This is a genomic window from Catellatospora coxensis, from assembly GCF_016862635.1.
GTDB classification, from domain to species: domain Bacteria; phylum Actinomycetota; class Actinomycetes; order Mycobacteriales; family Micromonosporaceae; genus Catellatospora; species Catellatospora coxensis.
The window spans coordinates 1-20641 of the sequence record NZ_BONI01000041.1; the positions used below are offsets into that span (position 1 = coordinate 1).

Consider the following 20641-nt stretch of genomic DNA (forward strand, 5'->3'; position numbering starts at 1 on the left):
TTTCCAAGAAGCTCACGAGCGATGCTCGTGAGCTTCTCTCGTTGTGCGCAGGAGTGCGGGGCTGCGGTGATTGCGCTGGCCCGCTATCGTCCGCGGCCATGGAGTTCTTGATCCTCGGCGGCGTGGCGCTCGCCGTCATCCTGGTGCTGGCGGTCATCGCCGACCGCCGTGGCAAACGGCACGGCCACATCAACCCGCCGCAGGACTACTACGAGGGCAACCCGATGATCCACGTCGCTCGCGAGGTCGGCACGCCCACCTCGACCGGCGGCGGGGTCTAGCCGTCGCGGCAAGGTCGCCGGTACGTCAGCCCATGACCAGGCTGAGTACGCCGGTCTGGTCGCCGCCGTCGACACCCTGCAGCAGCACCAGCGCCGTGAACGGCGTCGTGGCCCGCTCAGCGGCCGGCAGCAGCTCCGCCAGGTTTCACCTAGACCGCGGCCCCGGCGTCCGCCGGTGCGTCCGCCACGGCGTGCTGGAAGGCCTCCTGACCGGCCAGCGTGCCCGCGCCCGGGGCGTAGCCGGTGCTGGTGGCGGTGACGACGTTGCCCTCGGCGGTGGCGGTCAGCTCGGACCGGCCCATGCCGGTGAGCAGTTCCACGAGTTTTCCGGCCGACGCGGCGTCGAGCGCCTCCGCGACGATCCGGACCGCAGGGTCCTGCTGCGCCTTCGTCCGCACCGCGACGCTGAGCACGGCCCCGTCCAGCGCGGCGAGCGAGCCGAACGGGTTCGCGCCGCCGAGCGGGCCGTCCCTCTCGCCGATCGCGATCAGGGCCACTCCGTCGCGGACCACGAAGCCCAGGCTGGCGTTCTTGAGCCCGGCGCGGACCCGGCCCAGCCCGGCCTCGGCGTCGCCGGAGTCGGTGCTGCTCGCGGTGATCAGGGCGGACGGCTGCGTGCCGTCGAACCAGAAGCTGACCGCGACCCGGCGGCCGAGCCAGCTCAGCAGGTCCCGGTCGACATCGACGCCGGGGTGAACTCCTCGGCCCGCCGGCCGTCGCCGAAGACGAACCGGTAGACGGCGTACCCGCCGACGCCGAGCAGCAGCGCCACCGCGACGGCGGCGGCGACTAGCACCCGCACGCTGCGCGGCCGGGCCGGAGGCTGCTCAGGGGCTGCGGTGTCTTCGCGGTCCAGGGTGATCACCGCGCCGGGCTCGCCCGTGCCCGCGTGGGCGGCGGCCGGCTCAGCGGCTGCGGCCGGGTCGGCAGGGGCCGGAGTGAAAGCTGAGGCGCCGGTGGACGAGTCGTCCACCGGCGCCTGGGGGTCTGCCATGAGGGTTCCTTTCCCCGTTGAAAATCGCGCTCATGCTAGGGGGCACGAACAACGACGATCATCGGAGTGCGGATCCCCGATCAGAGTCCGGAGAGCCGTTGACCGGCGCGTACGACGGCCATCGCGTGCCGGTCGCCGGGGCGGCGGCCGAGGCGCTCGATGGGGCCGGAGACGCTGATCGCGGCGATGACGCGGCCGGTGCGGTCGCGTACGGGGGCGCTGACCGACGCCACGCCGGCCTCGCGCTCGGCCACGGACTGCGCCCAGCCGCGGCGGCGTACCTCGGCCAGCGTGCGGCCGGTGAACTTGCAGCGGGGGAGCAGGGGCATGACCGCCTCGGGGGGTTCCCAGGCGAGCAGGATCTGGGCCGCCGAGCCCGCCGTCATCGGCAGGATCGCGCCGACCGGCACGGTGTCGCGCAGGCCGCTGGCCCGTTCCGCGGCGGCGACGCAGAGCCGCTCGTCGGCCCTGCGCAGGTAAAGTTGCGCGCTTTCGCCGGTGGCGTCCCGCAGTGCGGACAGCAGCGGCTCTGCGGCTGTCAGCAGGACGTCGGGGGCGGCGTTCGCGAGTTCGCCAAGGCGGGGACCGGGACGCCAGCGTCCCTGCGTGTCCCGTACCAGCATCCGATGAATCTCCAGCGCCTGCGCCAGCCGGTGCGCCGTTGCTCTCGGCAGCTTGGTGCGATCGACGAGTTCCGCGAGGCTGGCGCCGTCGACACACGCGGCAAGGATCACTACCGCCTTGTCAAGGACGCCCACGCCAGACATACTGTGTCCCACAGACCGAAACATACCTCCCAAGATGCGGGATGTCCAGATGGTGGGAGCAACCCAGTGAGCAGGACCCTTGCCCAGAAGGTCTGGGACGCACACGTGGTACGCCGCGCTGACGGTGAACCGGACCTCCTCTATATCGATCTTCATCTGCTGCATGAGGTGACCAGCCCGCAGGCCTTCGACGGTCTCCGGCTGGCCGGGCGGAAGGTGCGCCGGACCGATCTGACGATCGCGACCGAGGACCACAACACGCCCACCGACAACCTCCTGACGATCGCCGACCCGGTGTCGCGTACGCAGATCGAGACGCTGCGCGCCAACTGCGCCGAGTTCGGCGTGAAGCTGCACCCGCTCGGCGACCCGCAGCAGGGCGTCGTCCACGTCATGGGCCCGCAGCAGGGCCTGACCCAGCCGGGCATGACGATCGTGTGCGGCGACTCGCACACCTCGACGCACGGCGCGTTCGGCGCGCTGGCGTTCGGCATCGGCACCTCCGAGGTGGAGCACGTGCTGGCCACCCAGACGCTGCCGCAGGCGCTGCCGAAGCAGATGGCGGTCACCGTCACCGGCGAGCTGCCCCCGGGCGTCTCGGCCAAGGACCTGATCCTGGCCCTGATCACCCAGGAGGGCACCGGCGGCGGCCGGGGTTACGTGGTGGAGTACCGCGGCCCCGCCATCGAGAAGCTGAGCATGGAGGGGCGGATGACCGTCTCCAACATGTCCATCGAGTGGGGCGCCAAGGCCGGCCTGATCGCGCCGGACGAGACCACGTTCGCCTGGCTCAAGGGCCGCAACTTCGCGCCCAAGGGCCAGGACTGGGACGACGCCGTCGAGTACTGGCGCAGCCTGCCCACCGACGAGGGTGCGACCTTCGACAAGGAGGTGTTCCTCGACGCGAGCACGCTGACGCCGTTCGTCACCTGGGGCACCAACCCGGGCCAGGGCGCCTCGCTGGACAGCCTGATCCCCGACCCGGAGTCGTTCGGGACGGACTCCGAGCGGGCCGCGGCCCGCCGGGCCGTGGAGTACATGGGTCTCACCCCGGGCACGCCGCTGCGCGACCTGTCCGTGGACGTGGTGTTCGTGGGCTCCTGCACCAACGGGCGGCTGGAGGACCTGCGCACCGCGGCGGACGTGCTGCGCGGGCGCAAGGTCGCCGACGGTGTGCGCATGCTGGTGGTGCCGGGCTCGGCCGCGGTGCGGGCGCAGGCCGAGGAGGAGGGCCTGCACGAGGTCTTCACCGAGGCCGGGGCCGAGTGGCGGTTCGCCGGGTGCTCGATGTGCCTGGGCATGAACCCGGACACGCTCGCCCCGGGCCAGCGCTCGGCGTCCACGTCCAACCGCAACTTCGAGGGGCGGCAGGGCAAGGGCGGCCGTACCCACCTGGTGTCCCCGGCGGTGGCCGCGGCGACCGCCGTGACCGGCCACCTGTCCGCTCCCGCCGACCTGGACGCCGTCGGCGCCCGCTGAACCGAGGTAGATCGAAATGGAGAAGTTCACCGTTCACACCGGCACCGCGGTGCCGCTGCGGCGTTCCAACGTGGACACCGACCAGATCATCCCGGCGGTGTACCTCAAGCGGGTCACCCGCACGGGCTTCGAGGACGGCCTGTTCAGCGCCTGGCGGGAGGACCCGTCGTTCGTGCTGAACAACCCGGCCTACGCCGGGGCCAGCGTGCTGGTCGCCGGGCCCGAGTTCGGCACCGGATCCTCGCGGGAGCACGCGGTCTGGGCCCTCAACGACTACGGCTACCGGGTGGTCATCTCCCCCCGGTACGGCGACATCTTCCGGGGCAACTCGCTCAAGCAGGGTCTGCTCACGGTCGAGCTGCCGCAGGCGGCCGTGGAGGCGTTGTGGGACCTGGTGGAGGCCGACCCGGCCACCCCGATCGAGGTCGACCTGGTCGCCCGGGAGGTCCGTGCCGGCGGGCAGAGCTGGGCTTTCTCGCTGGACGACTTCCTGCGCTGGCGGCTGATGGAAGGCTTGGACGACATCGGATTGACGCTGCGCCACGAAGAGGCGATCACCGCGTTCGAAGCCCATCGCCCGGCTTTCGGAGTACTTGTCGGATAGGTGCTGAACCACGACAGCAACGTAATTGCCCCCGTCCTGTTATCAGGATGGGGGCAATTTTCTTTGCGACACATAGGTGGTTTTTAACCCTCCTGTTGGCATATTGCTGACGTTGGGCCTACTGTGCGCACAGAATGACTGTTATAAGTCCAGTAGCACCATACGGGAGGAATCCGTGAACAAGACTGAGCTGATCGACGCGATCGCCGCTCACCCGACCGTGGTCGACAAGAAGACCGCCGCGGCCGTGCTGGAGGCCACGCTCACCGAGATCCAGAACGCGGTCACCAAGGGCGACAAGGTTTCGCTGACCGGCTTCGGGGTCTTCGAGAAGCGGGCCCGGGCCGCTCGCATGGCGCGCAACCCGCGCACCGGCGAGGCGGTCAAGGTGAAGAAGACGTCGGTGCCGGCCTTCCGGCCCGGCGCGGGCTTCAAGGAGACGGTCTCCGTCGGCAAGGTCGCCGCCCCGGCGAAGAAGGCGGCGAAGGCCGCTGCCAAGAAGACCGCCGGCGCCGCGGGCACCCGCCCGGCCGCGACCAAGACCGCCGCGACGAAGACCGCTCCGGCCAAGAAGACCGCGACCAAGAGCACCGCCAAGGCGACCACCGCCAAGGCCACCACGGCGAAGGCGACCGCGGCCAAGGCCACCGCCAAGAAGACCACGGCGGCGAAGACGGCCCCGGCCAAGAAGACCGTGACCGCGAAGGCGACCACCGCGGCGAAGAAGACGACCGCCAAGGCGACCACGGCCAAGAAGGCCCCCGCCAAGAAGGCCGCCAAACGCTGACCGGTCCCGTTATCCCTTCCTGAATAAATCGCACCCACGCCGCGATGAGACGGCGTGGGTGCGGCTTTGTCCGGCCCTCTCAGTGCTGGGGCGGCTGGGAGCGGCCCTGGCAACCGGAGATGCGCAGCATGGAGCGCATCGTCTGGCGCGGGGTCGGCGGTGCGGGCAGGGGTTCGGGCTCGCCGCCGGTCCGGAACGCCTGCAGCAGGTAGCCCACCAGCCGCCGCCACGCGTTCGGCGCCGCCTGGGCGGTCCCGCGCAGCACCCCCGCATTGGCCATCAGCAGCAGCGGCAGGTCCTCGGGCACGTAGTCCTCGCGCAGCGAACCCTCGGCCTTGGCCCGCTCCACCAGGGCCACGAAACCGTGGTAGAGCGCGACGCGGCGGGCCTCGAACTCCCGCGCTCCCGGGAACGACATGGTGAGCACGTCGGCCAGCCCGCCGTCGGCCGCCTGCATCCGGCACACCTCCTGCACGTACCCGGCGAAGCCGGTCCAGCCGTCCGGGGCCTGCCGCGCCTCCCGCAGCGCCTGCTCGTACTGGTCGAACTTGCGGGAGGCGGCCGCGACCATCAGGTCGTCGCGGGCCGGGAAGCGCCGGTAGAGCGTGGCGATGCCGACCCCGGCCCGCGCGGCGATCTCCTCCAACGGCACGTCGAAGCCGCGTTCGGCGAATGCGTCACAGGCGGCGTCGACGATGCGCTCGCGGTTGCGGGCGGCGTCGGCGCGCAGCGGGGGTTCCACCATGATCACCAGCTTAGCAGGACTGGAGGCGAGCCTCCGGTTAGTGCTACCGTGCCGACACAAGCGGAGGAGATCCACCACTTAGCCTCCCGTTCGACAAGGAGAATCCCGTGAACATCGCCCTCTGGGTCGTGCAGATCCTGCTCGGCGCGGCCTTCCTCGGGGCCGGCGTGATGAAGTCCACCAAGAGCAAGGAGGACCTCGCCCCGAAGATGCCGTGGGTGAACGACTACTCGCTCGGCACGCTCCGGCTGATCGGCGTCACCGAGCTGCTGGCCGGCATCGGCCTGATCCTGCCGTGGGCGACCGGCATCGCGCCGATCCTCACCCCGCTGGCCGCGTCCGGCCTCGTGCTCATCATGGTGCTGGCGGCCGTGGTGCACGCGCGGCGCAAGGAGTACCCGGGCATCGTCGTCAACGTGATCCTCGGGGCGCTGGCGCTGTTCGTGGCGATCGGCCGCTTCTGACCGGCGGGTTCACGGGGTGAGGGTTAAGAAGGGCACCTTCTTATACGCGTAGCGATAAGAAGGTGCCCTTCCTTTCGGCCTTGCGCCAGTGGGCGGGGTAGGTGGCGCGGGTGGTGGTGGCCAGGGTGCGTTCGTGTTCGGCCAGGCGGGTCAGGGTGGATGCCAGGGCGGGGTGGGATTCGGCCAGGGCGAGCCAGGTGCGGGCGGCCAGGGCGGCGTCGGTGTGCTCGCCGAGGGAGTCCTGGAGGCGGGCCAGGGCCTTGGCCAGGCGGCGGGCGGGACGGTCGCCGGAGGTCGCGGCCGCGTCGGCGGCGTACCGGGCGCGCTTGACGTGGATGCGGACCTGGTGCCAGTCCACATCGGGCGCGGTCGGGGACAGGTCGGGCGCGCCGGGCACGCCCTTGGCGCCGCGGACCAGGCGGCGCCAGGGACGGGCGAGCAGGCCGGGCAGGGCCTGCGCGGCGGGTTCGGCGGCCGCGGGCGTCAGCGGGATCCGGCGGGTGGCGGCGGTGAGCCGGTCGATCAGCGCCAGGTAGCGGCGGGTGCGCAGGGCGGCCAGCAGGTCCGCGTACGCCTGCTCGCGCCGTGCCGCCAGGACCGTGTCCAGGGCGGCCAGATCACGGTCGTCGGTGGGGTGGGCCGGGTCGGCGGCGGCCGTGGCGCGCAGCCGGTCGCGCAGCACCTCCGCGTCGCGCGCCGCGCCCAGCAGATCGCCCAGCCAGCCGAGTTCCCTACGTAGCGGCTTGGCCCAGCGCCGGTCCACCAGCGGCTTGAAGGTGCGCAGGTCCGAGCGCAGCCGGCGGACGCCGACCCGCATCTGGTGCACGGCCGTGTCCCCGTCGGGCAGCGGCTCGTCCAGGCGTACCAGGGGATCGTGCGCCACGATGCGGGCCACCGCGCCGCGCACCGCGGCGAGGACCACGTCCGCGGCCCGGGCGCCCGCGGGCAGGGTCGCGGCCGGGGGCAGCAGATCCGGGGGGTACGCCGCCGCGGCCCCCAGCGCCCGCACCAGCTTCGGCGTGAAACCGCCCGTCCGGGCCCCCGCCGCCAGCAACCGCTCCTCCACAGCGGACAGCAGCTCGGCCGGCCCGCCCGTGCGCTCGACCTCGATCTCCCGGAACGTACGCGGCACCGCCGTGCCGGAGAGCACCTCGACGGTGTCGTCGGCGACCTCGGCCAGCCGTGTCCCCGCGGCGTCGCACAGGTCCACCCGCTGCCGCCGGGTCCGCAGCACCGCCACCGGCACCAGCGGCGACCCCCGGGTCAGCGCCGCTACCAGCCACGTCAGCGCCTCCGGCGGCTGCGTCGGGTCAGCACCGGCCAGCGAGATCTCCTGCCGTACGCCGGGCGCCGCGGTCGGCAGCTTCACCGTCCACGGCAGCGCGTCGCCGACCCGGTGCCGCAGCGACGCCCCCGCTCGGGCCAGCCTCAGGCCGGCCGTGTCGAAGTAGGTCGCGGTCAGCGTCACGGCCGCCCGAGCCGCCGGGCGGGCATCCGCCACGGCCAGCTCGGGCAGCACGAACGAGGGGGAGACGTCGTACTTGCGCTCTTCTTCCAAGGTCACCGCTTGAGCATCCGCTCCAGCAGCGAAGCCTGCAAATCCACCCTGGGCTGCTCCGAAGTGGAGATGAGGCGGGTCCAGGAGCCGTCCGGGTTCAGGTCGAACGCCTCGATGCGGTCCGACATCGACACGTTCAGCAGCTCGGCCAGCTCCACCCGGGAGGGCTGGTCGGTCACCTGGATCAGCGCCTCGACCCGGCGGTCCAGGTTGCGGTGCATCATGTCGGCCGAGCCGATCCAGAACTCGGCCCGCCCCCGGCCCGCGGCCACGTCGCCGTTGCCGAACCGGAACAGCCGCGAGTGCTCCAGGAAGCGGCCCAGGATCGAGCGCACCCGGATGTTGTCCGACAGCCCCGGCACGCCGGGCTTCAGCGCGCACATGCCCCGGATCAGCAGGTCGATGTGCACACCCGCCTGCGAGGCGCGGTACAGGGCGTCGATGACCTGCTCGTCGACGAGCGAGTTCACCTTGATCTGCACCAGCGCCGGGCGGCCCTCGCGGGCGTAGCCGGCCTCCCGCTCGATGCGCTCGATGATGCCCGCCCGGATGCCGTGCGGCGCCACCATCAGCCGCCGGTACGCCGTCTGGCGGCTGTAGCCGGTGAGCGTGTTGAACAGGTCGGTCAGGTCCGCGCCGACCTCAGGATCGGCGGTGAGCAGGCCGAAGTCCTCGTACAACCGGGCGGTCTTGGGGTGGTAGTTGCCCGTGCCGACGTGGCAGTAGCGGCGGATCTGCCCGCCCTCCTCGCGCACCACCAGCGCCGTCTTGCAATGCGTCTTGAGCCCGATCAGGCCGTACACGACGTGGCAGCCCGCCCGCTCCAGCATGCGCGCCCAGCCGATGTTGGCCTTCTCGTCGAAGCGCGCCTTGACCTCGACCAGCACCACCACCTGCTTGCCCGCCTCGGCGGCGGCGATGAGCGCGTCGACGATCGGGGAGTCGCCCGAGGTCCGGTACAGCGTCTGCTTGATCGCCAGCACGTGCGGGTCGGCCGCGGCGTGCTCGATGAAGCGCTGCACGCTCGTCGAGAACGAGTGGTACGGATGGTGCACCAGGATGTCGCCGTCGCGCAGGATGTTGAACATGCTGCGGGTCGACTCGCCCTCACGCAGCCGGGCGTGAGTGGCCGGGACGAAAGGGGGGTCCTTCAGATCCGGGCGGTCGCAGTCGTACAGCTGCATCAGCCCGGACAGGTCCAGCAGGCCGGGCACCCGCAGCACGTCCCGTGAGTCCACCTCCAGCTCGGTGACCAGGGTCGCCAGCACGTGGTCGGAGATGTCCGCCGCGACCTCCAGGCGCACCGGCGGGCCGAACCGCCGCCGCATCAGCTCCCGCTCCATGGCCTGCAGCAGGTCCTCGTCGCGGTCCTCGTCGATCTCGACCTCGGCGTTGCGGGTCACCCGGAACACGTGCCGCTCCACCACCTCCATGCCGGAGAAGAGCTGGCCCAGCTCGTTGGCGATCAGCTCCTCGATCGGCAGGAAGCGGTAGGTGCTGCGGCCCTCGGCGGTGCGGCCCGCCTGTTCGATCCGGACGAAGCGCGGCACGTTGTTGGGCACCTTGACCCGGGCGAACAGCTCCTGGCCGGTCTCCGGCTCGCGCACCACCGCGGCCAGGTTGAGCGACAGGCCGGAGATGTACGGGAACGGGTGCGACGGGTCGAACGCCAGCGGGGTCAGCACCGGGAAGACGTGCTCGCGGAAGTACACCCGCATCTGCTCGCGCTCGCCGTGCTCCAGATCCGTCCAGCCCAGGATGTGGATCCCGGCCTTGGCCAGGGCGGGGCGGATCACCTTGGTGAACTCGGCGGCGTGGTCGGCGACCAGTTCCGCGGTGCGCTCGGAGACCATCTCCAGCTGCGCCCGGGGCGGCAGCCGGTCGGCGCCCCGGGTGGGCAGGCCGGTCTCCAGCCGGCGGCGCAGGCCGGCGATGCGGACCATGAAGAACTCGTCGAGGTTGCTGGCGAAGATCGCCATGAACTTCATCCGCTCCAGCAGCGGCAGGCGCGGGTCCTCGGCCAGCGCCAGCACCCGGGCGTTGAAGTCGAGCCAGGAGACCTCGCGGTTGAAGTAGCGGTCCTCGGGCAGCTCGGTCAGCGCGGTGCTGGCGAACTCCGGGACCACCACGGTGACCGGAGGGGTGGCCGGGTGCGGCCGGGGCACCTGCTCGGGCGGGGCTTTGACGGCGAGCGGGGCGGCGGTCTGCTCGGGTGAGCCCTTGGCGACGGCGGTGCCGGCGGGCGGTGCCATGACGTCCGGCGCGACGGCGGCGTCGGGGGACGGGGGCACGGGGACGTCCGTGGCGGCCACGGAGGCCTCCACAGGAGTGGACGGGGCCGGTGTCGGGGCATTTCCGGCCTTCTTGCGGGGACGTCGCGGGGCTGCGCTCACCACCTCATTTTTGCCCTATCGGGGTGAACAAGAGATGAACTCGGCTAAGCGTGCCGATGGCGGAACCCGGGCAACCGGACTCGGGTCGCAGTGAGCCCGGATCAGGGCATGGTGGGTATGGCGATCCGGTGCAACCGGCCCTCGGCGTCGTGCTCCAGCCGCACCCGCTGGCCCAGGCGCAGCAGCCGCAGTCCGGAGGCGTCGAACGCGGCCCGGTCGAAGGCGACCGGGGTGCCGTCGTCGAGCAGCAGCGAGCCGCTCCGGGTCTCGGGGTCGAATGTCGCGACGGTGCCCTGCATGGCGTTCACGCTACGCGGTCGACTCCGCGCGGAGCACCCCCCAGGCCCGTACCACGGCGAGATCGTCGGCGGTGTCGACGTCGCGGCGCAGCGTGGGCCACGCCCCGGCCAGGCGTACCGCGCCGGAGCGCTCGTGCGCGGCGGCCGACCCGGGGCCGAAGCGCGGATCGAGCGGCTCGCCGGGCGCGGCCACCAGCAGCACGGTGCCGACACCGGCCGCGTCGGGCACGAACGCGCGCCGCCGGCCCGCCCCGGCCAGTGCTTCGGCCAGCTCGGCGGGGCGCAGAGCGGGCACGTCCGCGGGCAGCGCGACCACGCGCGATCCCCGCCCGGTCACCGCGGACTCGGCTCGCCGGAGCGCGTCGTTCAGGTCCCGGCCTTCGTCGGGCAGCACGTCCGCACCGCAGTCGCGCAGCGCCGCCGTGGCGCGGGGATCCCGGGTGACCACCAGCACCCGGGCGACCCCGTCGGCGGCCAGCGCGGCGGACACGGTGGCGCGGGCGAGGTCCAGCACGAGGTCCTCGTGCCCGGCGGCGGCGCCGCGCAGCCGGCTCTTCGCCTCGGCCAGCGGCTTCAGCGGCACCAGCACGGTGACTCCGGGTGCGTACACTCGGCCATTCTGGCAGCCCGCCCGGTCGGTCAGCGGGGTGGCAGCCTCCGGCGGCTGAGGCCGTCACCCGGACGGACATGGCATGATGCGCTGAACATGGAGGCATGACGGAGCGTCGCGGCAGCGGCGGGCCGGGCAGCCCGGTGCGTGGCGCAACGCCCGGGGGCGCACCATGATCCGTGAGGATTCACTCGCGGGCGGCGTTACGGACACCCTGACGCGGGCATGTGAACGGGTGGAGGACAGGGAGGCTTCGTTGGCACGGCGCAGGCTGGGCTTCTGGTCGCGGTTCGCGGTGTGCTTGGTCAAGCCGCCGCTGATCGCGCTGACCAAGCGGGACTGGCGCGGCTGGGAGCACATCCCCGCCGAGGGCGGCGTGATCCTCGCGGTCAACCACGTGTCGCACGCGGACCCGTTCACCACCGCGCACTACGTCTACGACTCCGGCCGCTGGCCGCAGTTCCTGGGCAAGGAGAGCGTCTTCCGGATCCCGCTCGCCGGGAAGATCCTGTACTGGTGCCGGCAGATCCCGGTGCACCGGGGCACGTCCGACGCGGTCAAGGCGCTCGACGCCGCGGTCGAGGCGGTGCGGGCGGGCGGCGCGGTCGTGATCTACCCCGAGGGGACCACCACCAAGGAACCGGAGCTGTGGCCGATGCGGGGCAAGACCGGCGTGGCACGGCTGGCGCTGGCCACCGGCGCCCCGGTCATCCCGATCGCGACCTGGGGCCCGGAGAAGATCTTCGACCCGCGTACCAAGAAGGTCCGGCTCATGCCGAAGATCCCGGTGTCGCTGTGGGCCGGTCCGCCGGTCGACCTGTCGAAGTGGGCCGGCGCGGAGCCGAGCGCGGCGGTGCTCAACGAGATGACCGACGCCGTCATGATCCGGCTGCGGGACCTGCTCGCCGAGATCCGCGGCGGCCAGGCCCCGCCGATCTGGAGCCCCGCGGCCAGGAACGAGACCGCCGGCCCGGCCGGCGGCGACACGGCGACCGTGGAGGGCACCCGATGAGAGCGGCCGTGCTCGGCGCAGGCTCCTGGGGCACCGCGTTCGCGAAGATCCTCGGCGACGCGGGCAACGACGTCGTGCTGTGGGCGCGCCGCCCGGAGATCGCCGCCGCCATCCGCGACACCGGCCGCAACCCCGAATACCTGGAGACCACCCCGCTCGGCGAGCGGGTGACCGCCACCGCGTCCGCGACCGAGGCGATCAAGGGCGCGGACCTGGTCGTGCTCGCGGTGCCGTCGCAGACGCTGCGGGTCAACCTGGGCGACTGGGCCGCCGACCTGACCGACGACTCCACGCTGGTGTCCCTGATGAAGGGCATCGAGCTGGGCACCACCCAGCGGATGAGCCAGGTCATCGTCGAGGCCGCCCGGGTCGCGCCGGAACGCGTCGCCGTGGTCAGCGGCCCGAACCTGGCCGGCGAGATCGCGCTGGAGCAGCCGGCCGCGACCGTCGTCGCCTGCACCGACATCGACCGGGCCACCCGGGTGCAGCACGCCATCACCACGCCCTACTTCCGGCCGTACACCAACGACGACGTGGTGGGGTGCGAGCTGGGCGGGGCGGTGAAGAACGTGATCGCGCTGGCGTTCGGCATCGCGCACGCCATGGGGCTGGGCGACAACACGAAGGCGACACTGATCACCCGCGGGCTCGCCGAGACGGCGCGGCTGGGCGTCGCGCTCGGCGCGGACCCGCTGACCTTCTCCGGCCTGGCCGGGCTCGGCGACCTCGTCGGCACCTGCATGTCGCCGCTGTCGCGCAACCGCACCTTCGGCGAGCACCTCGGCCGGGGCAAGACCCTGGAGCAGGCCCAGGCCGCGACGAAGTACACCGCCGAAGGCGTCAAGAGCTGCCTGGCCGTCCGGGACCTGGCCCGCTCGCACGGGGTCGAGATGCCGATCACCGAGCAGGTGGAGCGGGTCTGCCACGAGGGCGTCGACCCCAAGGTCGCCGTCGCGGCCCTGATGTCCCGCTCGACCAAGGCGGAGTGACCAGGCGCTACGTTCTCTGCATGACAACGCAGTACGGGGACAGCACCCGTTCCCTTCATGCAGGCATACCCGACCCCGTCCCGGGAGCACCGATGCTGCCCGGCCCCGTGTTCGCCGCGCCCTACCACCTCGACCCCGAGGGCTACACGCCCGGCGTCGACGGGTACGGGCGGGGAGACAACCCCACCCGGCGGCTGCTGGAGAGCGCGATCGGGGAGCTGGAGGGCGGCGACTGCCTGGCCTTCGCCAGCGGCCAGGCGGCCATCACCGCCCTGCTGCTGTCGGTGCTGCGCTCGGGCGACACCTTGATGATCCCCTCGGACGGGTACTACAACGTCCGCTCGTTCGCCGCGTCGACGCTGGACCGGCTCGGCGTGACCACGGTGGAGGCGCCCACCGCGGGGCCGTACCCCTCGTTCGAGGGCGTACGGCTGGTGCTGCTGGAGACCCCGGCCAACCCCGGTCTGGACCTGGTCGACATCGCCGAGGTCGCGCGGGCCGCACACGCCGCCGGGGCGCTGGTCGCCGTCGACAACACCACCGCCACCCCGCTCAGCCAGCGGCCCCTGGAGCTCGGCGCCGACGTGGTCGTCGCGTCCGGCACGAAGGCACTGGCCGGGCACTCCGACATGCTGCTCGGGTACGCGGCGACGAACTCGGCCGAACTGCTCGACGCCATGCGGCAGTTCCGCACCCTGGGCGGCGCGGTGCCCAGCCCGTTCGACTGCTGGCTGGCCCGCCGGTCCATGGGCACGCTCGCCCTGCGGCTGCGGCAGCAGTCCGCCAGCGGGGCCGCGGTCGCGCAGCTGCTGCGCGAGCACCCGCTGGCCGACAACGTGCGCTGGGCCGGCGACAGCGACCTGGCCCAGCGCCAGATGCGCATCATCCCCGGCCTGGTCTCCTTCGAGCTGCCCTCGGCCGAGCACGTCGCGGCCTTCCTGCGCGCGTCGGCCCTGGTCGCTGCGGCCACCAGCTTCGGTGGCCTGCACTCCAGCGCCGACCGCCGCCACCAGTGGGGCGACAGCGTGCCGCCGGGCTTCGTGCGCTTCTCCTGCGGCGTCGAGGACACCGAGGATCTGCTCGCCGACCTCACCCAGGCCCTGGACACGGCCGCGAAGCTCTGATCCGGTCCCCGCCGTCGGCGGGGACATGTGCTACCGAACGCATTTGCTCTGCACCCAAAAGCTTGCTCTGCACCCGCCCACGCAACGTTGCGTCCATGGGTGCAGAGCAAGCGAATGGGTGCAGAGCAAATGCGTTGGAGGCGTAGGTCACGCCGGGTCAGGCCGAGGCCGAGGCGGGGGCCGAGGTGGGGGCCGGGGCCGGTTTCGGAGCCGGGGCGGGGTCGGCTTCGGCCGCGGCCAGGGCCAGGGTGTGGCGGCGGACGATCAGCAGCGGGATGATGCCGAACAGGCCGAACGAGATGTCGATCGGGATCCACCACCACGGCAGGCCGCGGACGGGGGCCGCGATCAGCGCGAGCGGGATCACCGCGACGCAGCACAGCATGCCCCAGTGGATCACCCAGAGGTTGCGGACCGGGTCGCGCAGCGGGCCGTAGAACGCCATCGCGATCACCAGGTGGGCGAAGGCCAGCCAGTCCGTGCCGTACGCCAGGAACGGGAAGTCCCGGTCGGCGGTCTCCACCCCGGCGCGGACCGTGCCGATGAACTCGACCAGCGCGGCCGGGGCGGGCACCCAGTCCTCGTGCAGCAGGCCGTCGACCCAGCGCACCTCGGCGAGCAGGGGGAAGGCCGTCACGCCGCTGAGCACGAGGCCGATGATGAAGAAGACGAGCCAGTACCGGATGCGCCGCAGGCGCGCCTGAGGGGTCACGCTCCGAGAGGGTAGTGCCACCCTCGGGTGCCGTGCGACGTGCTCTTCACCGGATCACCACAACGCACGGTAGGGTCAGCCGCGTGAGTGAAAGCAGCCAGCGTAAGACCCGTGTCGCCGTCGTCTTCGGCGGCCGGAGCACCGAACACGCCATCTCCTGCGTCAGCGCCGGCAGCATCCTGGCCGCGCTCGACCCGGCGGAGTTCGAGGTCGTGCCGGTCGGCATCACGAAGGAGGGCCGCTGGGTGCTCACCTCGGGCGACCCGGCGCAGCTCGCCATCGAGGGGCGCAGCCTCCCCGAGATCACCGCCGCCTCCGGGCAGGCCATCGTGCTGCCCGCCGACCCGACCAGCCACGAGCTGGTCGTCCTGGAGCCGGCCGAGGGCGCCGCCGCGCTGGCCGGGGTCGACGTGGTCTTCCCCGCGCTGCACGGGGCGTACGGCGAGGACGGCACCATCCAGGGGCTGCTGGAGATGGCGGGCATCCCGTACGTGGGGGCCAACGTGTTCGCCTCCGCGGCCGCCATGGACAAGGAGTTCACCAAGAAGCTCGCCGCCGCCGAGGGCATCCCGATCGGGCCGTACGCGGTGCTGCGCAACGGCCAGGAGCTGTCCGAGGCCGACAAGGAGCGGCTGGGCCTGCCGGTGTTCGTGAAGCCGTCGCGGGCCGGGTCCTCGTTCGGCATCACCAAGGTCAGCAGCTGGGACCAGCTCGACGCGGCGCTGGCCAAGGCGCGTGCCGTCGACCCGAAGGTGCTCGTCGAGGCGGCCATCGTGGGCCGTGAGATCGAGTGCGGCGTGCTGGAGAGCGAGGCCGGCGGCGGCGCCGAGGCGTCCCTGCTGGCCGAGGTGCGGGTGGTCGCCGGGGGCCACGAGTTCTACGACTTCGAGGCGAAGTACCTCGGTGAGGACTGCGAGTACGACCTGCCCGCGAACCTGCCCGCCGAGATCGCCGCCGAGGTGCAGGAGCTGGCCGTGCGCACGTTCACCGCGCTGGACTGCGCGGGCCTGGGCCGGGTCGACTTCTTCGTGACCGAGGACCTGAAGGTCTACCTCAACGAGATCAACACGATGCCGGGCTTCACCTCGACCAGCATGTTCCCCCGGATGTGGGCGGCCAGCGGCCTCGACTACCCGAAGCTCGTCTCGCGCCTGATCCGCACCGCCCAGCGCCGCGGCACCGGCCTGCACTAGCGTCAGGCGCGGGTGCCGCAGCCCACGGGGATGCGCTCGGCGTGGGGCACGGTGGCGAGCAGGGTCTTGGAGAAGTTGATGACCCACTGGCCGGGCGTGTCGTACGCGGCCGGCACGGTCACCCGGACGGGCACCTCGCGGTCGACCGTCGTCCACGCGCCGTCGCCCTTGTGCCAGCACACGCCGTCCAGCGTGTACACGTCGTCGGTGGGGGCGAAGCTCGGGGCCGGGCCGCCGCAGGCGACGGTCAGCGCCGGCTCGCCGTACGCGGCGTTCTGCTCGTGGCCCGCGCTGACGTCACGGCGCGGCAGGTCGCGCACCTGGTCGGGCAGCTGCGACAGCAGCGCGCGGCACACCGTGGCCTGCCGCTCGTTCAGGGCGGGCGCGGCCATCGTCACCGGCGTGGTGGGCATCACCTGCGGGCCGGCCGCGACGCTGGGCTGCGGTGCGGGCTCGGCCGGCGGGCGCATGGCCTGGAAGAAACCGAACCCGGCCAGCAGTGCGAGCGGCAGCGCGACCAGGGTCGCGATCGTCTTGGCGGACGCTGGGCCCGACCGTGCCGTCTGGTCGTTACTCATAGGTGGATGATGGGGCACGTCAGGGTACGGGTGATGTTGGGTATCAACTGGATCTGTGACAGCACCAGTTTGCCCAGCTCGTCGACGGTGTTCGCCTCGACCATCGCGATCACGTCGTACGGGCCGGTCACCGCGTCCACCCGGGTGACACCCTGGATCTCGCCGATGGCCGCGGAGACGTCGACGGACTTGCCGACCGACGTCTGAATCAGGATGTAAGCGTGGACCACGGACGACTCCTTCACACGTGCCGCCTGTGAAAGTACCTCACTGAGGGTGCACAGGCTGCGGCAGGAGGCGCAAGGGTGAGTAAGGAAGCCAATGTGAGCGGGCGCAGCGAGGAAAACGGATGAGCGACCGGGTCATCTCGATGACGGCCCGTGCTGCCGGCGGGCGAAGCGGGGAGGCGGCATGAGTATCGCGCGGACGGGGGAGTTCGGGCTGATCGAGCGCGTGGTGGCGCGGCTGGGGACCGGGCCGGCCACCATCGTCGGGCCGGGCGACGACGCGGCGCTGGTCACCGCCTCCGACGGGCGGGTCGTCGCCTCAACGGACGTGCTCGTCGAGGGCCGGCACTTCCGGCGGGACTGGGCCGAGGCCGAGGACATCGGCCGCCGCGCCGCCGCCGCCAACCTCGCCGACATCGCCGCGATGGGCGCCACCGCGACGGCGCTGCTGGTGGGCCTGTGCGCGCCGCCGGACCTGGACGTGGCCTGGGCCGAGCAGCTCTCCGACGGGCTGGCCACCGAGGCCGCGCTGGTCGGGGCGAGCGTCGTCGGCGGGGACATGACCGCCAGCCCCACGCTGACCATCGCGGTGACCGCGCTCGGCGACCTGCACGGGCTGCCGCCGGTGCTGCGCTCGGGCGCGCGGGTCGGGGACGTGGTGGCGCTGGCGGGGCGGGTCGGCTTCGCGGCGGCCGGGTACACGGTGCTGTCGCGTGGCTTCCGCACCCCGAAGATCCTGGTCGAGGCGTACCGGCGGCCGGTGGTGCCGTACGCGCTCGGGCCGGCGGCGGGGCGGGCCGGGGCGACCTCGATGATCGACGTGTCGGACGGGCTGATCGCGGATCTCGGGCACATCGCGCAGGCCAGCAAGGTCGGCGTCAACCTGCATCGCAGCGCGTTCAAGGTGCCGGAGCAGATGCGCGACGCGGCGCTGGCGCTGGGCGTGGACCCGTACCAGTGGCTGCTGGCCGGGGGCGACGACCACGCGCTGGCCGCGACGTTCCCCGCGGACGTGGCGCTGCCGGAGGGCTGGCACGTGATCGGCGAGGTGGTCGAGGGCGGCACGGTGACGCTCGACAACCGCCCGTGGTACGGCCCGAAGGGGTGGGACCACTTCCGGGCATAGCGGGCATGCGCAGTATCCTCTGCGCCGTGACCGAGATTGAGATCAAACCGACCCGCTACGGCGGGTCGGTCGCCCGAAAACTGATCGCCGAACTCATGGCCGACCTCACCGAACGGTACGGCGGCTCCGACGCGACCCCGATCGAGGCCGTCGAGTTCGACCCGCCCGACGGCGGCTTCTTCGTGGCATACCTCGACGGCTCGCCGGTCGGCTGCGGCGGCTGGCGCAGCTGGGCCGGCTCGGAGGAGATCGCGGAGATCAAGCGCGTTTACGCCTCGGCCACGGTGCGCGGCAAGGGCGTCGGCAGGGCGATCATGACGGCGCTGGAAGCCGACGCGCGGTCGCACGGCCGGGTCCGTGCGATCCTGGAGACCGGCACCGCCCAGCCTGAGGCCATGGCCATGTACCAGGCCATCGGCTACCAGCTGATCGCCAACTTCGGCCACTACCGCGACGAGCCCGGCTGCCGCTCCTTCGGCCGCGACCTCTGACCCACCCGCCCAGCCTGCCCACCGCGCCCCCTCGGGCCGCAACTCTTAAACACTCGCGCCTTCACTCCGCTCGTGAAGGCGCAGGTCTTTAAGAGTTGCGCCAGGAGGGCGGGGCCGGGGTGGGGACAGGGACGGCAAAAGGCCGCCGAGCGCAGCTCGGCGGCCTTTTGGGAAAGTTCGCGTCAGGCGCGGGCGACCTTGCCGGCCTTCAGGCAGGAGGTGCAGGCCTGGACCTTGCGGGAGGTGCCGCCACCGGCGGGGGTACGCACCGTCTGGATGTTCGGGTTCCAGCGGCGGTTGGTCTTCTTCTTCGACCACGGCACGTTGTGACCGAAGCCCGGTCCCTTGCCACAGACGTCGCACACGCTAGCCACGGAATACTCCTGAGTTCGTCTTGATCAACTACCCGACCAAGCGTCACTGTGCCGGGAACTTTGCCAGGGTACCTGACGCGCAGGGCACGTGCCCAATCGGGGCGGAGCCGCCCGGTCGTATCCGACCCGTGCGACGGCTGACATGACTGTACCGTCCACCACGCCCAACGCGAGAACCGGGTGCGGCACCGATAGGCTTGCGCCCGTGCTGGAGGTCCTGGACATCGCGGCGGTCAGGCGCTGGAGTTCGCTGGCCGTGGCCGGTTTGAGCAGGCATGAGCAGGCGCTGAACCAGCTGAACGTGTACCCGGTGCCCGATGGCGACACCGGCACCAATCTGCTGCTGACGCTGTCCGCGGCGGAGCAGGCGGTGGGCGGCGCGCTGACGGACGCGCCGTCGACGGGGGCGGTGCTGCGCACCATGGCCCGCGGCGCGCTGCTGGGCGCGCGCGGCAACTCCGGCGTCATCAGCGCGCAGTGGCTGGCCGGCCTGGCCGACGCCGTGGACGGCGACGGGCTGGCGGCGGCGCTCGACGCGGCGGCCAAGTCGGCGTACGCCGCGGTCGCCAGGCCGGTGGAGGGCACCATCCTCACCGTGGCGCGGGCCGCCGCCGAGGCCGCGCACCAGGGCTCCGACGAGCCCGCGGCGGTACGCGCGGCGGTGCTGGGCGCTCGGGAGGCGCTGGCGCGTACCCCGGAGCAGCTGCCGGTGCTGGCCGCGGCCGGGGTGGTCGACGCGGGCGGGCAGGGCCTGGTGCTGCTGCTGGAGGCGCTGCTGGAGGCGCTGACCGGCGAGCACGACGAGAGCGAGGTCGAGGGCGCGGTGCCGCGCGACGGCGAGCACGGGCACGGCCACGATCACGCCGGGCACGGGCACGGCTCGGCGGCGCTGACCTACCGCGGGCCCGCGTACGAGGTGCAGTTCCTGATCGACACCGGCGCCGGGGAGATCGCACGGCTGCGCGCGGCGCTGGACCGGCTGGGGGACTCCCTGGTCATCGTCGGCGGCGCGCCGACATGGCGGGTGCACGTGCACGTGGACGACGCGGGCGCGGCGATGGAGGCGGGGCTCGCGGCCGGGCGGCCGTACCAGATCCAGATCACCCACCTGACCAGCTCGACCGCCGAGGGCGCGCCGCGGCGGCCCGACCCGACGGCGCGCGCGGTGGTCGTCACCGCGGCCGGGGACGGCATCGAGGAGCTGCTGATCGCCGAGGGCGCGGTGGCGATCGGCGGCAACCCGTCCACCGCGGAGGTGCTCGACGCGATCCTCGCCACCGGCGCGGGCCGGGTCGCGGTGCTGCCCACCGACTCCAACCTGCGCGCGGTGTGCCAGGCGGCGGCCGAGGAGGCGTTCGGCGAGGGCGTCAAGGTGCGCGTGGTGCCCACCCGCTCGCCGGTGCAGGCCCTGGCGGCGCTGGCGGTGCGCGACCACGCCCGCCGGTTCGAGGACGACGTGATCGCGATGGCCGAGGCGGCCGGCGCGTGCCGCTCGGCGGAGGTCACCACGGCCAGCCGGGAGGCGCTCACGGTGGCCGGGCGGTGCCGGCCCGGCGACGTCATCGCCCTGGTCGAGGGCGAGGTCAACCTGATCGGCGACGACCTGACCGTCGTGTGCTGCGGGCTGCTGGACCGGATGCTGGCCAGCGGCGGCGAGCTGGTGACCCTGCTCACCGGCGCGCAGGCCCCGGACGGCCTGGTCGAGGCGGTGACCGCGCACGTGGCCACCCGATGGCCGTTCGTCGAGGTGCACGCGTACCCGGGCGGCCAGCCGCACTACCCGCTGCTGGTGGGCGTCGAGTGAGGGCCGGCCTGTCACAGGGCCGGGAGAGGA

General features: G+C 72.5%; 24 protein-coding genes. 12 read left to right on the plus strand and 12 right to left on the minus strand.

All coding sequences use genetic code 11. The annotated features are described in order from the left end of the window. Window positions 1-98: 98 nt before the first annotated feature. A complete protein-coding gene (locus tag Cco03nite_RS23165) occupies window positions 99-281 on the plus strand; it encodes a hypothetical protein (protein ID WP_203694289.1) in 183 nt (60 codons plus the stop codon). A 149-nt stretch (window positions 282-430) separates the two neighbouring features. On the opposite strand, the gene Cco03nite_RS23170 is transcribed toward Cco03nite_RS23165, so the two are convergent. The 3 genes from Cco03nite_RS23170 to Cco03nite_RS23180 all read right to left on the minus strand — a co-directional run bounded on the left by Cco03nite_RS23170 (window position 431) and on the right by Cco03nite_RS23180 (window position 2042). Then, a complete protein-coding gene (locus Cco03nite_RS23170; protein ID WP_203694290.1) occupies window positions 431-793 on the minus strand; it encodes a hypothetical protein in 363 nt (120 codons plus the stop codon). 149 nt (window positions 794-942) lie between these two features. Continuing rightward, on the minus strand, window positions 943-1275 hold the full coding sequence (locus Cco03nite_RS23175; protein WP_203694291.1) for a hypothetical protein: 333 nt from the start codon (window positions 1273-1275) through the stop codon (window positions 943-945). An 80-nt stretch (window positions 1276-1355) separates the two neighbouring features. Further along, entirely contained in the window at window positions 1356-2042 is a 687-nt protein-coding gene (locus tag Cco03nite_RS23180; RefSeq protein WP_120318463.1) for an IclR family transcriptional regulator, read from the minus strand. A gap of 66 nt (window positions 2043-2108) precedes the next feature. Here Cco03nite_RS23180 and leuC point away from each other — a divergent pair, with 66 nt between their 5' ends. The 3 genes from leuC (at window position 2109) to Cco03nite_RS23195 (ending at window position 4912) form a co-directional block, all read left to right on the plus strand. Further along, window positions 2109-3521, plus strand: coding sequence for a 3-isopropylmalate dehydratase large subunit (gene leuC, locus Cco03nite_RS23185; RefSeq protein WP_203694292.1), 1413 nt, complete (start codon window positions 2109-2111; stop codon window positions 3519-3521). A gap of 16 nt (window positions 3522-3537) precedes the next feature. After that, window positions 3538-4125, plus strand: coding sequence for a 3-isopropylmalate dehydratase small subunit (gene leuD, locus Cco03nite_RS23190; RefSeq protein ID WP_203694293.1), 588 nt, complete (start codon window positions 3538-3540; stop codon window positions 4123-4125). Between the two features lie 160 nt (window positions 4126-4285). Then, a complete protein-coding gene (locus tag Cco03nite_RS23195) occupies window positions 4286-4912 on the plus strand; it encodes an HU family DNA-binding protein (protein WP_275412071.1) in 627 nt (208 codons plus the stop codon). 79 nt (window positions 4913-4991) lie between these two features. Here the strand turns inward: Cco03nite_RS23195 and Cco03nite_RS23200 are convergent, their stop codons facing one another. Next, window positions 4992-5657: a TetR/AcrR family transcriptional regulator gene (locus tag Cco03nite_RS23200; RefSeq protein WP_203694295.1), complete on the minus strand. Its 666-nt coding sequence runs from the start codon at window positions 5655-5657 to the stop codon at window positions 4992-4994. Window positions 5658-5764: 107 nt separating this feature from the next. Here Cco03nite_RS23200 and Cco03nite_RS23205 point away from each other — a divergent pair, with 107 nt between their 5' ends. Continuing rightward, window positions 5765-6121, plus strand: coding sequence for a DoxX family protein (locus tag Cco03nite_RS23205; RefSeq protein WP_203694296.1), 357 nt, complete (start codon window positions 5765-5767; stop codon window positions 6119-6121). A 40-nt stretch (window positions 6122-6161) separates the two neighbouring features. Here Cco03nite_RS23205 and Cco03nite_RS23210 read toward each other — a convergent pair whose 3' ends face one another. The 4 genes from Cco03nite_RS23210 to cofC all read right to left on the minus strand — a co-directional run bounded on the left by Cco03nite_RS23210 (window position 6162) and on the right by cofC (window position 10981). After that, window positions 6162-7685 (minus strand): CYTH and CHAD domain-containing protein, encoded by a 1524-nt coding sequence (locus Cco03nite_RS23210; protein WP_239167593.1) that lies wholly within the window; start codon window positions 7683-7685, stop codon window positions 6162-6164. Next, window positions 7682-9931 (minus strand): RNA degradosome polyphosphate kinase, encoded by a 2250-nt coding sequence (locus tag Cco03nite_RS23215; protein WP_203694356.1) that lies wholly within the window; start codon window positions 9929-9931, stop codon window positions 7682-7684. Before Cco03nite_RS23215 ends, Cco03nite_RS23210 begins: the two co-directional genes overlap by 4 nt. Window positions 9932-10173: 242 nt before the next feature. After that, on the minus strand, window positions 10174-10371 hold the full coding sequence (locus tag Cco03nite_RS23220; protein WP_203694297.1) for a cold-shock protein: 198 nt from the start codon (window positions 10369-10371) through the stop codon (window positions 10174-10176). A gap of 10 nt (window positions 10372-10381) precedes the next feature. Then, on the minus strand, window positions 10382-10981 hold the full coding sequence (gene cofC / locus Cco03nite_RS23225) for a 2-phospho-L-lactate guanylyltransferase (protein WP_203694298.1): 600 nt from the start codon (window positions 10979-10981) through the stop codon (window positions 10382-10384). A 256-nt stretch (window positions 10982-11237) separates the two neighbouring features. On the opposite strand from cofC, the gene Cco03nite_RS23230 reads away from it, so the two are divergent. The 3 genes from Cco03nite_RS23230 to Cco03nite_RS23240 are packed head-to-tail and all read left to right on the plus strand — an operon-like array spanning window position 11238 to window position 14106. Next, window positions 11238-11993: a lysophospholipid acyltransferase family protein gene (locus tag Cco03nite_RS23230; protein ID WP_203694299.1), complete on the plus strand. Its 756-nt coding sequence runs from the start codon at window positions 11238-11240 to the stop codon at window positions 11991-11993. Beyond that, entirely contained in the window at window positions 11990-12982 is a 993-nt protein-coding gene (locus tag Cco03nite_RS23235) for an NAD(P)H-dependent glycerol-3-phosphate dehydrogenase (protein ID WP_203694300.1), read from the plus strand. The genes Cco03nite_RS23230 and Cco03nite_RS23235 overlap by 4 nt, the downstream gene beginning before the upstream one ends. 20 nt (window positions 12983-13002) lie before the next feature. Next, window positions 13003-14106 (plus strand): cystathionine gamma-lyase, encoded by a 1104-nt coding sequence (locus Cco03nite_RS23240; RefSeq protein ID WP_203694301.1) that lies wholly within the window; start codon window positions 13003-13005, stop codon window positions 14104-14106. Window positions 14107-14263: 157 nt separating this feature from the next. Here Cco03nite_RS23240 and Cco03nite_RS23245 read toward each other — a convergent pair whose 3' ends face one another. Continuing rightward, window positions 14264-14818, minus strand: coding sequence for a hypothetical protein (locus Cco03nite_RS23245; RefSeq protein ID WP_203694302.1), 555 nt, complete (start codon window positions 14816-14818; stop codon window positions 14264-14266). 83 nt (window positions 14819-14901) lie between these two features. On the opposite strand from Cco03nite_RS23245, the gene Cco03nite_RS23250 reads away from it, so the two are divergent. Beyond that, on the plus strand, window positions 14902-16011 hold the full coding sequence (locus tag Cco03nite_RS23250; protein WP_203694303.1) for a D-alanine--D-alanine ligase family protein: 1110 nt from the start codon (window positions 14902-14904) through the stop codon (window positions 16009-16011). A gap of 2 nt (window positions 16012-16013) precedes the next feature. On the opposite strand, the gene Cco03nite_RS23255 is transcribed toward Cco03nite_RS23250, so the two are convergent. Both Cco03nite_RS23255 and Cco03nite_RS23260 read right to left on the minus strand, forming a co-directional pair. Further along, window positions 16014-16589: a DUF3515 family protein gene (locus tag Cco03nite_RS23255; RefSeq protein ID WP_203694304.1), complete on the minus strand. Its 576-nt coding sequence runs from the start codon at window positions 16587-16589 to the stop codon at window positions 16014-16016. Further along, window positions 16586-16819: an Lrp/AsnC ligand binding domain-containing protein gene (locus Cco03nite_RS23260; protein WP_203694305.1), complete on the minus strand. Its 234-nt coding sequence runs from the start codon at window positions 16817-16819 to the stop codon at window positions 16586-16588. The genes Cco03nite_RS23255 and Cco03nite_RS23260 overlap by 4 nt, the downstream gene beginning before the upstream one ends. 181 nt (window positions 16820-17000) lie before the next feature. Here Cco03nite_RS23260 and Cco03nite_RS23265 point away from each other — a divergent pair, with 181 nt between their 5' ends. Next, window positions 17001-17942, plus strand: coding sequence for a thiamine-phosphate kinase (locus Cco03nite_RS23265; RefSeq protein WP_203694306.1), 942 nt, complete (start codon window positions 17001-17003; stop codon window positions 17940-17942). A gap of 5 nt (window positions 17943-17947) precedes the next feature. Then, a complete protein-coding gene (locus Cco03nite_RS23270; RefSeq protein ID WP_373314305.1) occupies window positions 17948-18433 on the plus strand; it encodes a GNAT family N-acetyltransferase in 486 nt (161 codons plus the stop codon). A 182-nt stretch (window positions 18434-18615) separates the two neighbouring features. Here the strand turns inward: Cco03nite_RS23270 and rpmB are convergent, their stop codons facing one another. Continuing rightward, a complete protein-coding gene (gene rpmB / locus Cco03nite_RS23275) occupies window positions 18616-18807 on the minus strand; it encodes a 50S ribosomal protein L28 (RefSeq protein ID WP_203694308.1) in 192 nt (63 codons plus the stop codon). A gap of 205 nt (window positions 18808-19012) precedes the next feature. Here rpmB and fakA point away from each other — a divergent pair, with 205 nt between their 5' ends. Further along, window positions 19013-20611 carry a DAK2 domain-containing protein gene (gene fakA, locus Cco03nite_RS23280; RefSeq protein WP_203694309.1) on the plus strand — a complete coding sequence of 533 codons (1599 nt, stop codon included), beginning with the start codon at window positions 19013-19015 and terminating at the stop codon, window positions 20609-20611. Window positions 20612-20641: the final 30 nt, after the last annotated feature.

Excerpts from the sequence above, each read along its gene's own strand:
- Cco03nite_RS23165 (WP_203694289.1), top strand. The coding sequence starts at position 99 with ATGGAGTTCTTGATCCTCGGCGGCGTGGCGCTCGCCGTCATCCTGGTG.
- Cco03nite_RS23175 (WP_203694291.1), bottom strand. The coding sequence starts at position 1,275 with ATGGCAGACCCCCAGGCGCCGGTGGACGACTCGTCCACCGGCGCCTCA.
- Cco03nite_RS23180 (WP_120318463.1), bottom strand. The coding sequence starts at position 2,042 with ATGTCTGGCGTGGGCGTCCTTGACAAGGCGGTAGTGATCCTTGCCGCG.
- leuD (WP_203694293.1), top strand. The coding sequence starts at position 3,538 with ATGGAGAAGTTCACCGTTCACACCGGCACCGCGGTGCCGCTGCGGCGT.
- Cco03nite_RS23200 (WP_203694295.1), bottom strand. The coding sequence starts at position 5,657 with ATGGTGGAACCCCCGCTGCGCGCCGACGCCGCCCGCAACCGCGAGCGC.
- Cco03nite_RS23215 (WP_203694356.1), bottom strand. The coding sequence starts at position 9,931 with ATGGCACCGCCCGCCGGCACCGCCGTCGCCAAGGGCTCACCCGAGCAG.
- Cco03nite_RS23220 (WP_203694297.1), bottom strand. The coding sequence starts at position 10,371 with ATGCAGGGCACCGTCGCGACATTCGACCCCGAGACCCGGAGCGGCTCG.
- Cco03nite_RS23235 (WP_203694300.1), top strand. The coding sequence starts at position 11,990 with ATGAGAGCGGCCGTGCTCGGCGCAGGCTCCTGGGGCACCGCGTTCGCG.
- Cco03nite_RS23240 (WP_203694301.1), top strand. The coding sequence starts at position 13,003 with ATGACAACGCAGTACGGGGACAGCACCCGTTCCCTTCATGCAGGCATA.
- Cco03nite_RS23255 (WP_203694304.1), bottom strand. The coding sequence starts at position 16,589 with ATGAGTAACGACCAGACGGCACGGTCGGGCCCAGCGTCCGCCAAGACG.
- Cco03nite_RS23265 (WP_203694306.1), top strand. The coding sequence starts at position 17,001 with ATGAGTATCGCGCGGACGGGGGAGTTCGGGCTGATCGAGCGCGTGGTG.
- Cco03nite_RS23270 (WP_373314305.1), top strand. The coding sequence starts at position 17,948 with ATGCGCAGTATCCTCTGCGCCGTGACCGAGATTGAGATCAAACCGACC.